The sequence below is a fragment of the Streptomyces sp. NPDC049577 genome (assembly GCF_040675635.1).
Lineage (GTDB): Bacteria > Actinomycetota > Actinomycetes > Streptomycetales > Streptomycetaceae > Streptomyces.
In genome coordinates, this window is the sequence record NZ_JBFAPH010000231.1 from 1 (window position 1) to 9,994 (window position 9,994).

8 protein-coding genes and 1 pseudogene are annotated in these 9,994 nt (G+C 74.6%); 5 read left to right on the forward strand and 4 right to left on the reverse strand.

Going from position 1 to position 9,994, the window contains the following annotated elements; genetic code table 11:
- Positions 1-250: 250 nt before the first annotated feature.
- A complete protein-coding gene (locus tag AB0K09_RS23205; RefSeq protein WP_366067295.1) occupies positions 251-1,363 on the reverse strand; it encodes an amidohydrolase family protein in 1,113 nt (370 codons plus the stop codon).
- 38 nt (positions 1,364-1,401) lie between these two features.
- Positions 1,402-2,508, reverse strand: a complete 1,107-nt coding sequence (locus tag AB0K09_RS23210; protein WP_366067296.1) for a methyltransferase — start codon at positions 2,506-2,508, stop codon at positions 1,402-1,404.
- A 270-nt stretch (positions 2,509-2,778) separates the two neighbouring features.
- Here AB0K09_RS23210 and AB0K09_RS23215 point away from each other — a divergent pair, with 270 nt between their 5' ends.
- From AB0K09_RS23215 to AB0K09_RS23230, 4 genes are all read left to right on the forward strand, one after another.
- The gene (locus tag AB0K09_RS23215) at positions 2,779-3,360 is read left to right on the forward strand and encodes a hypothetical protein (protein WP_366067297.1); all 582 of its coding nucleotides are present in this window, start codon (positions 2,779-2,781) and stop codon (positions 3,358-3,360) included.
- Positions 3,361-3,410: 50 nt separating this feature from the next.
- Positions 3,411-4,622 carry a histidine kinase gene (locus AB0K09_RS23220; RefSeq protein WP_366067299.1) on the forward strand — a complete coding sequence of 404 codons (1,212 nt, stop codon included), beginning with the start codon at positions 3,411-3,413 and terminating at the stop codon, positions 4,620-4,622.
- Positions 4,577-5,290: a response regulator transcription factor gene (locus AB0K09_RS23225; protein ID WP_366067300.1), complete on the forward strand. Its 714-nt coding sequence runs from the start codon at positions 4,577-4,579 to the stop codon at positions 5,288-5,290. The genes AB0K09_RS23220 and AB0K09_RS23225 overlap by 46 nt, the downstream gene beginning before the upstream one ends.
- Before the next feature lie 391 nt (positions 5,291-5,681).
- Positions 5,682-6,827: a TerD family protein gene (locus AB0K09_RS23230; protein WP_366067303.1), complete on the forward strand. Its 1,146-nt coding sequence runs from the start codon at positions 5,682-5,684 to the stop codon at positions 6,825-6,827.
- A 120-nt stretch (positions 6,828-6,947) separates the two neighbouring features.
- Here the strand turns inward: AB0K09_RS23230 and AB0K09_RS23235 are convergent, their stop codons facing one another.
- Entirely contained in the window at positions 6,948-8,036 is a 1,089-nt protein-coding gene (locus tag AB0K09_RS23235; protein ID WP_366067301.1) for an MsnO8 family LLM class oxidoreductase, read from the reverse strand.
- A 40-nt stretch (positions 8,037-8,076) separates the two neighbouring features.
- Complete coding sequence (locus tag AB0K09_RS23240) at positions 8,077-9,573, reverse strand: hypothetical protein (RefSeq protein WP_366067302.1); 1,497 nt, start codon at positions 9,571-9,573, stop codon at positions 8,077-8,079.
- A gap of 327 nt (positions 9,574-9,900) precedes the next feature.
- On the opposite strand from AB0K09_RS23240, the pseudogene AB0K09_RS23245 reads away from it, so the two are divergent.
- Positions 9,901-9,994 (forward strand): annotated as a pseudogene (locus AB0K09_RS23245) (IS630 family transposase); the annotation flags it as partial.

The following is a 9,994-nucleotide window of genomic DNA, read 5'->3' on the forward strand; positions in this document are numbered from 1 at the left end:
GCCGTGGGGCCTCCCCCAGGCACTCCCCCGCCGCGACGGCGCTCAGCCCGCCACAACCGGCCCGGCGGTGCCAGCCCGCCGCACCCAAGGGCCAGGCGCCATACGGGGCTCGCACAGGGAAACACCCGAGACCGGGGCCCTGGGGGCCTGCCCCCAGACACTCCCCCGCCGCAACGGCGCTCAGCCCGCCACGACCGGCCCGGCGGTGCCAACCGGGCCGCACCCGGGCGAACCCACGACGGCCCAGCCGCTAGGCGACCACGCTCCCCCGCAGCACCACCCTGCGCGGAGCGCCCAGTACCCGGACGTCCGCGCGCGGGTCCTCGTCGTAGACCACGAAGTCCGCCGACGCGCCCTCCTCCAGGCCCGGGCGGCCCAGCCAGGCGCGGGCGCCCCACGACGCCGCCGAGAGGGCGGCCGCGGCGGGGATGCCCGCCTTGACGAGCTCGGCGACCTCCTGGCCGACCAGTCCGTGCGGCAGCGAACCGCCCGCGTCCGTACCGACGTAGACCGGGATGCCGGCGTCGTAGGCCGCGCCGACCGTCTCGTACCGCCGGGCGTGCAGCCGGCGCATGTGGTCCGACCAGCGCGGGAACTTCTTCTCGCCGCCGTCCGCGAGCCGGGGGAACGTCGCGATGTTGACCAGGGTCGGCACGATCGCCACGCCACGCTCGGCGAACAGCGGGATCGTCTCCTCGGTCAGCCCCGTCGCGTGCTCGATGCAGTCGATGCCCGCCTCCACCAGCGGGGCCAGGGTCTCCTCGGCGAAGCAGTGCGCGGTGACGCGGGCGCCCAGCCGGTGGGCCTCGGCGATGGCGGCCTCGACCTCGCCGCGCGGCCAGCAGGCGCCCAGGTCGCCGGTCTCCCGGTCGATCCAGTCGCCGACGAGCTTGACCCAGCCGTCCCCCCGCCGTGCCTCCCGCGCCACGTAGGCCACCAGGTCCTCGGGCTCGATCTCGTGCGCGTAGTTGCGGATGTAGCGGCGGGTACGGGCGATGTGGCGGCCGGCGCGGATGACGCGCGGCAGGTCCTCGCGGTCGTCGATCCAGCGCGTGTCGGCGGGCGAGCCCGCGTCGCGCAGCAGCAGGGCGCCCGCCTCGCGCTCGGTCAGCGCCTGCTTCTCCGTGGTCGAGGCGTCGACGGCGCCGTGCGCGTCGAGCCCGACGTGGCAGTGCGCGTCCACCAGGCCGGGCAGCACCCAGCCCGTGATCGAGGTGACGTCCCGCGTCCCCGTCCCCGCCCCCGCCGGCCGATCGAAGGTGATCCGTCCCCCGACCACCCACATCTCGTCCCGGACCCCGCTGAGCGGATCCGGGCCGACCAGTATCCGTCCCTTGATGTGCAACACCGCGCTGTCGTCCATGCATGCACTGTACGAGCCGGTCACCGTGCGGTCCCGCGTCACTTGACGCCGATCACCATGGACTCGGGTCCGGCCAGGTGCCGCACCCGGCTCTCCCGGAAGCCGGCCTCGGCCAGCCAGCCCCGGCACTCCGCACCGGTGTAGTCGAAGCCGCCGGTGGTCTCGATGAGCATGTTGAGGCTCATGAGCAGGCCGGTGACGTTCTCGCGCCGGTCGTCGTCGATCAGCGTCTCGTAGACGATCACGAGTCCGCCCTCCGGCAGCGCCCGGTACGCCTTGTCCAGCAGCATCCGCTTCGTCGGCAGGTCCCAGTCGTGCAGGATGTGGCCAAAAATGAGCACGTCCGCCTCGGGGAGGGGCGAGGTGAAGAAGTCTCCCTGCCGGAAGACGAGCTTGTCGCCGAGGCCGGCCGCCGCCGCCCGTCGTTCGAAGCCGGCGCGTACGGGCTCGAGGTCGAAGCCGATGCCACGCAGCCGCGGGTGGCGCTGTAGCAGGTGGCACAGGACGGCGCCCTCGGCGCAGCCGATGTCCGCGACGGTCCGGTACGCGCTCCAGCCGAGAGCCTCGGCGAGGGCGTGCGCGGAGCGCATGGACAGCCCGGTCATGGCCTGCTGGAAGGAGGCGAGGCGCTCGGGGTCGCCGTAGAGGGCGGTGAAGACGTCCTCACCGCCGCCCTTGCTCTCGTTCTGCGGCTCTCCCGTCCGCAGGCCCTCGCCGAGGCGGGCCCAGAAACCGTAGAGCCGCGTGTCGGCCATCTCCATGAAGCCGCCGAGGTAGCCGGGCTTGCGGCGGTCCAGGTAACGGTCGGCGGCGGGGGTGTTGGCGTACGTTCCTTCGGTCGTCCCCTCGGTCGCCCCTTCCGTGCGGTCCAGCAGGCCGAGGGCGACGAGCGCGTCGAAGAAGTCGCGGGCGGAGCGGGGGTGCAGGCCGAGCCGGGCGCGCAGTTCCCCGTACGGCAACGGGCCCTCGGCCAGCTCTGTGAAGAGGCCGAAGCGGACGGCGGTGAGCAGCACCTTGGACGCCTGGAAGCCGAGCGCGATGCGCAGCATGTGGTCGAGCGCGGCCGTGTGGGCGGACTCGTCGACCGGGGCGTCCGGGACGGACGGGGCGGACGAGATGGCCGGTGGGCGGGTGGGGTCAGCCATGAATTCTCCTGGCGAACGCGGACTGTTCGGACAAAGGATCAGGAGTCCTACCCAGCCGTTCCCATGCGGGCACCTCTCCTCGGCCCCGAGCGTGAGCACGCGGCGCGTGCGCCGTCCGCGGGCAGGAGGGCGGGCTCCGCCCAGCGGCGGAGGCACTCCGCCGTCGAGGCGGACGCGCCGGGGCGCACGGCGCGGAACGCTGTCCGGCATGACGACTTCGGCAGGCTCCTCGACCGTGGACGACCACGTCTCCCGGCGCGTGCTGCTGGCGTGGGTGGCCGGCAGCCGCATCGGCATTCCGGACGGCAGCGTGCTGCGTGGCTGCTCGCGCTGTACGCCGGCGAGCGATGGAGTCCGCTGTGGCGGGGCCGGGTCGCCGGCCTCGCGCACTGCCTGTCCGGGCACGGACAGCGGGCCGTCGCGGGGGCGGTCGCGCTGCTCGCCCTGTGGCCCGCCACCGTGCGCCTGCTGTGGGCCGCGGGCTCGACGGCGGGGCTCTCCGCCGGGGTGGCCGAGCGCTACGGCGGTGAGTCCGCCGCCGGGGAGGCGGCGTTCGTGCTGTACGCCGTCATGACCGTGGCCGGTCTCGTGCCGCTCGTTCTGCGCCGGGGTGGCCGCCTGCCGCTGCGGGTGCCGCTGCTGTGCGCCGGAGTGGGACCGGCCACGCTGGGCACGTGGGGCGGCTGGCTGCCGGCCGTCGCTTCGGTGGCACCGGGGCGGGGCGAAATCGGGGTCACGGCACCGATGGGGGTGACCTACGCTGTGCAGATGATCACCGGACTGCTGGTTCTCGCCGCCGGCGCCCGCTTCTTCACGGGGCGCGCCGCACGGCTACGGGCCCGCGCCTCGTGATCGCCGCGTGCCGGCGGGGCGTTCGCACGGTGCTCGGTGCGCGGGCCGGCATGCGGTGGGTGCATCTGCTGCTGGGCGGCGCGCTGTTGATGCCGTACTTCCTGCTGGCGAGCGTCCCGCTGTCGTTCCTCTTCAACAGCGTCGGCTTCCTCACCGGCGGTGCCGCCGGGCAGTTCGGCACGTTCGCCCTGGCCCTGCCCCTGGCCGCAGTCTCGGCCCTGCTGTTCCCGCTCATCCGCCCGCTGGAGGGCGCGGTGTCCCGGCACCTGCTGGGACTGACGGACGCGGAGCTGTGCACCGACGCCGCGCGGTCCTGGGCCGCGCGGCGCGGCACGGCCGCGTACTACACGCTGCACCTGCTGGCCGGCGGCATCGTCAGCGGCATGTCGCTGGCCACCCCGCCGTTCGCGGCGGTGCTCCTGGTCCTGCCCTTCTTCGGCTCGCCCGGGCCGCTGGGCCGGATCGCCGAGCCGTGGCTGTCGCTGGCCCCGCTCGGCGGGCTCGCGCTGCTGGCCCTGGTCGTCCTCACCTCCTGGTACGCGGGCGCGCTGCTGGCCCGCTGCGCGCCCGTCCTGCTCGGCCCCACGCCCGAGGACCGGGTCGCGGCCGCCGAGCAGCGGGCCCGGCAGTGGGCCGAACGCAACCGGCTGGCCCGCGAGCTGCACGACTCGGTCGGGCACGCGCTGAGCGCGGTGCTGCTGCAGGCGAGCGCGGCCCGCAAGGTCCTCGACGCCGACCCGGAGTTCGCGCGGCAGGCGCTGGCCGCCATCGAGGAGACCACGCGGGACGCGGTCGGCGAACTCGACACCGTCCTCGGGCTGCTGCGCGAGGACGAGACCGCCTCCGCCGCGCCCGTCCCCACGCTCGCCGACCTGGACGCCCTGCTGGAGCGCACCCGCGCGGCCGGTGGCACGGTCGCGCTCACCGCGCCCTCCGGCGGCCTGGAACGGGTGCCGCCGGTGGTCTCCCGCGAGGCGTACCGGATCGTGCAGGAGGGTCTCGGCAACGCGATGCGGCACGCGGGCCCGGTGCCCGTGCGGCTGCGCCTCGCCCTGAACGACGACGCACTGGAGGTCACCTTGGAGAACCCCCTCGGCCCCGGCCCGGGGCCCGCCCCCGCCCGGCGCCGCTCCGGCGGCGGGCGCGGTCTGACCGGCATCGCCGAACGCGCCCGGCTGCTGCGCGGCAGCAGCAGCGCCGGCGAGCAGGACGGCACGTGGCGGCTGTCCGTCCGCCTGCCGCTGGGAGGTGGCCCGCTGTGACGCCGCTGCGCATCCTCCTGGCGGACGACGAACGCATGGTCCGCACGGCCCTGCGCGCCATCCTCGGCGCGGAACCCGACCTGGAGGTCGTGGGCGAGGCGGGCGACGGCGCGGAGGCCGTTTCCCTCGCGCGCGAGCTGCGGCCCGACGTGGTGCTCATGGACGTCCGCATGCCCGGCGTCGACGGCATCCGCGCCACGGAACGCATCCTCGCCGGTGCGGCGGCCGGTGAGACCCCGCCGCGCGTCATCGTCGTCACCACGTTCGAGAACGACAGCTACGTGTACGAGGCGCTGCGCGCGGGTGCCGCCGGCTTCCTCCTCAAGCGCGCGGGCGCGGAGGAACTCGTCCAGGCGGTGCGGCTCGTGGCCCGTACGGACGCGCTCCTCTACCCGGCCGCCATCCGCACCCTCGCGGCGGCCCACGCCGCGGCCCGCACCACCCGCACGGCGGCGGCCCGGCTCCGCGACCGCCTCTCCGACCGCGAGGCGGACGTCCTCCGTCTGATGGCCACGGGCCTGTCCAACGCCGAGATGGCCCACCACTTGTCGGTGGGCCCGGCCACGGTCAAGACCCACGTAGCCGCGATCCTGGCCAAACTGGGCGTCCGGGACCGCACACAGGCGGTCATCACGGCCTACGAAACGGGCTTCGTCACCCCGTCCTAGCCCCACCGGCCGTGCCCCTGCTCCCCGCCGCAACGGCGAGCAACTACCACGGCGCAGCCCGGCGGTGCCGAACCGGCAGGCACCGGAGGAGCCCCACCGGCCACAGGCCGGCACGGCACCGCCGGACACCACCACCCGGCTCCCCGCCGTCGCGGCGGGAGGAAGCGCGGAAACCGTCAGCGCGCGGCCGGTGCGCAGGCGTGGGGGGCGCCGGCAAGGCGTGTGGTTTGGGGGCCGCACCCCGGTCGGCCGGGGCCGGGGCCGAACGCGTTGGGCATGCCCGGACGAGGGACTCCGGCGACGACCGCCGTTCGAATACTCCCGGCCGGATTCGGCCTTCCGGTCATGGAACCGTAAAGCCGGTCGGCTCGTTATCCCGGGCATGACCGCTATGACACCTGGCTCGAACATGCCGCTGTCCGTCGCCCGTGTGACGGTGGACGTCACCGCTCCGGTGCGGCTCGACGTGTCGGGCCTGCTGCTCACCGCCGACGGCAAGGTGCGCTCCGACGAGGACTTCGTCTTCTACAACCAGCCCCAGGGGCCTGGCGTGACGCACCGCGCCGCCACGGCCGGTTCGCCCGACTCGATCATCATCGACACCGCCGCCGTCCCGGCGGAGATCGAGAAGATCGTGGTCACCGCGAGCCCGGACGCCCCCGGGGCGACCTTCGCCGGGACCGAGCCCACCGCGACCGTGCGCGGCGCGGAGGACGGCGCCGTCCTCGCCACCTTCACGCCGCCCCGGCTCGACACGGAGACGGCGCTGGTGGTCGTCGAGGTCTACCGGCGCGCCGGCGCCTGGAAGGTCCGCGCGGTCGGCCAGGGATATGCGAACGGACTGGCCGGCATCGCCACGGACTTCGGCGTCAGCGTCGACGAGCAGCCCGCACAGCCCGCCGCGGCGGCGGTGACGGCCCCGCCCGTCCCGGCCGCTCCCCCGGCGGCCCCCGCCCCGGGGAAGGTCAACCTCGACAAGGGCCGGGTGAGCCTGCGGAAGAACGAGACGGTCTCCCTCGTCAAGGGCGGCCGCCCGCTCACGCACTCGGTCCGGATGGGCCTGGGCTGGGAGCCCGCGTACGGCAGCCGCGCCATCGACCTGGACGCCTCCGTCATCGCCTACGGCCCCGACCGCAACATGATCGACGCCTGCTACTTCGGCCGGCTGATGATCCTGAACGGCACGGTCCAGCACTCCGGCGACAACCTCACCGGCGAGGGCTCCGGCGACGACGAGACCATCACCGTCCACCTGGGCGGGCTGCCGCCGGAGGTGACGGGCCTGGTCTTCACCGTCAGCTCCTTCAACGGCCAGCGGTTCACCGAGGTCGCCAAGGCCTACTGCCGTCTGATCGACGACCGGACGGGCGAGGAGCTGGTCCGCTTCGACCTGACCGGCTCCGAGCCGAAGACGGGCGTGCTCATGTGCAAGTTCATCCGCCAGTACTCCGGCGAGTGGGAGATGACGGCCATGGGCGAGTACGTGCAGTCCCGCAGCGTCCGGGATCTGGTCAAGCCGGCCGCCGCGGCGCTGTAGGCCCGGGGGACGGACACGACGGGCCGGGCCCGGATCGTCCCCACGATCCGGGCGCCGCGCTCGTAGTAGTGCCGGCCGTACAGGCCACCGACGCACCACCATCACACCCGTGCCGGCGCCCTACAGCTCCGCACGACCCCGGTAGTCCCGCGTTCCGCGCGCCGCGGCACCGACCGCGCCGACCGCGGCGGCACCGGCGGACGTTCCCGCGATCCGGGCCAGGCGGCGGTAGGAGTCCAGCAGCGCCTCCCGGTCGTACGTACTCGTCGTGACCAGCAGTTCGTCCGCTCCCGTGCGGTCGATCAACGCGTCGAGCGCGGCGGCGACCTCGTCCTCTGTGCCATGCACATGACCGCGCAGCCCGGCCTCGTAGAACTCCTGTTCGCGGCTGGTCATCGCCCCCGTCCGCGCCAGGGCCTCGATCTCCTCGGCCGGCACGAGCGGCGGGAAGTCGCCGTGCGTACGGGAGCGGGCCAGCGACCACGCCTCGGGGAGCAGCAGCCGGCGGGCCTCCTCGGTGGTGCCGGCGACCGCGACCGTGCCCGCGACCACGACGTACGGGTGCTCGCGCCGGGCGGAGGGGCGGAAGCCGGTGCGGTAGCGCTCGACGGCGGCCAGCTGGGCGTCCTCGCCCCTGAGCCCGCCGATGACCAGGGCCGCGCCGGCCCGGGCCGCGATGTCCGCGCCGCCCTCGTTGGCGAGGACAAACGCGGGCACCCGCAGGCCCTCGGCCGGGCGGGCGTGCACCCCCGGGTGCGGGCGGGCCGGGCCGCCCGTGAAGTACGCCTCCAGTTCGGCCAGCTGTGCGGCGAAGTCGCCCATGGCGTCCTTCTCCGTGCCCAGCGCCCGGCGGATGCCGTCGGTGAAGCCGACGGAACGGCCCAGGCCCATGTCGATCCGGCCGGGGAAGAGCGACTCCAGCACCCCGAACTGCTCGGCGACCACCAGCGTGCGGTGGTTGGGCAGCATCACGCCGCCCGTGCCGACGCGGATCCGGGACGTGGCCGCCGCCACGGCCGCGGCGAGCACGGTCGGCGCCGAGCCCGCCACGCCGGGCACGCTGTGGTGCTCCGAGACCCAGAAGCGGTGGTAGCCCAGCCGCTCGGCCTCCCGCGCGAACCGCACGGTGTCGCGCAGGGCCTCCCCCGGCTCGTGTCCGCGCCGGGTGCGGGAGCGGTCGAGGACGGAGAGCGGTATCGAGATCGTCACCCTCGTTCCAACACCGGCGGCGCCGGGGGATTCCCCGCCGTCAGCGGCGGGTGGCCGACCTGGCCTTGAAGGCCGCCTTGCGGGCCTCCTTCGCCGTCTTCCTGTCCGGGTGGAGGCGGCCCATCGCCTCCAGGACGTCCGCCGTCGCCGGGTGGTCCACCCGCCAGGCCGCGTCGAAGAAGCCACTGTGGCCGCCGACCAGGCCTTCCACCAGGTCGCGGAGCTCCGGCGAGTCCGGGTCGGCGGCGAGCTGGGCCGCGATCGTGTCGATCGTGAGCCAGAAGACCATCGCCTCGCCCGGCTCGGGGATGTCCGTCGCGCCGTGCTCGGCGAGCCAGACGCGGGCCAGGCCGCCCAGCTCACGGTCGTCGAGGACGTCCCGCATCGCGGGCTCGGCCTCGCGGCCGACCAGGGTGAGGGTCTGCTGGCACGCGAGGCGCCGGCGCGGCGCGTCCTCGTCGTTCCCCCGGGCGGCGGCCAGAAGTTCGCGGGCCGCGTCGAGCGGCCCGCGCCGGGCCAGCCACAGCTCCGCCTCCGCGCGCGCCGCACCCTCGGGGTGCCGCGGCAGCGCGTCGAGCAGGGCGCCGGCGTCCGCGTCGGCCAGGTCCCCGACGGCCGGCGCGTCGACGCCGGCCTCCAGCATCCGGGAGCGCACCGCGAAGAGGCCGAGCGGGGTGAGGGCGACCATGCCGTAGCGGGTGACGTCCTCCTCCTCGGGAACCTCGGAGTCGACGCCGTCGACGGACTCGCGGATGTGCGGCCCCTCGCCGTCGATCTCCTCGATGAGCGCCTCGTCGACGGGCTGGTAGGTGATCATTCCGGTGGGGGCGAGCAGCCGGAACTGGTCGTCCAGTCGCATCATCGCGTCGGAGACGTCCTCCAGGACGTCGTCCGTGGGCTCGTCCATGTCGTCGGGGACGATGAGCGACGCGGCGAGCGCGGGCAGCGGCACGGGCCGCTCGGGCGAGCCCTCGTCGAGCGCGGTGAGCAGGTAGAGGTTGCCGAGGACGCCGTCGAGGAAGTCCGCCTCCTCCTCGGGGTTCCAGTCGATGGCGTCGAGGTCGAGCTCGCCGTCCTCGGTCAGCTGGTCGACGAGTTCGGCGAGGTCGGGGGCGGCGGCGTCGGCCAGCACGCTCTCCAGCCCGCCGAGCCACAGTTCGAGGATGTCCTGGGGGCTGCCGGTGGTCAGCGTGTCGAGCTCCTCGCCCGCGACGGCCGTGCCGGACGGCTCGTCGGAGCCGACGCCCTCCGCGCCGGGGTCCTCCGTGAACTCGACCAGGCCCGTGTCCAGCGCGAGCTGCCACGCCTCGGCGGTGTAGGCGGGGCCGTCCTCGTCGTCCTGGAGCCCGAGCAGTCCGGTGGCGGTGGCCAGTTGGCCGGCGAGCAGTTCGCCGCCCGCGCCGACCGGGGTGCCCTCGCCGGCCCAGCGCGCGAGCCGCGCGGCGCGGGCGAACAGGGGCGCGGACAGCGCGTCCCGGGCGAGCTCCGCGTCGGAGGGCAGCCGCACCGGCGGCATGGTCGGGCGCTCTGCGGACATCAGGGGGGTCATCTCCTCGTCGTGACAACGGGCGGCGGTACGGGTAGGAAGACCGGCCGCGCAAGGCCCAGCCTAGACGGGTTTCGTCCCTTGCCGCCCGGTTCACCTTGCCTTCGGATTCCGTATCCCCGCAGGCCCTTGACAACTCCTGTGACGAGAACAGACATTGACGCGCGTAGAAATCGAGGTTCATCCTTTCTGCGGCATCGCCTTCGGCGCGATCCGCACCACCGCCGGGCGCGCCCGGCACGCACCGCACCGGCGCCGAGTCCCACTCGGCGAGCACCACCCGACGACGGCTCGGCACAGACCACCCGAGCCCGGCTCATCGAGTACGCGGTCAACGAACGGCCGGACCGCACCTTCGCCTTCGACGAGTTCGGCCCGCTCGCTATCCGACCGACCGCCGGTTCGTGCTGGG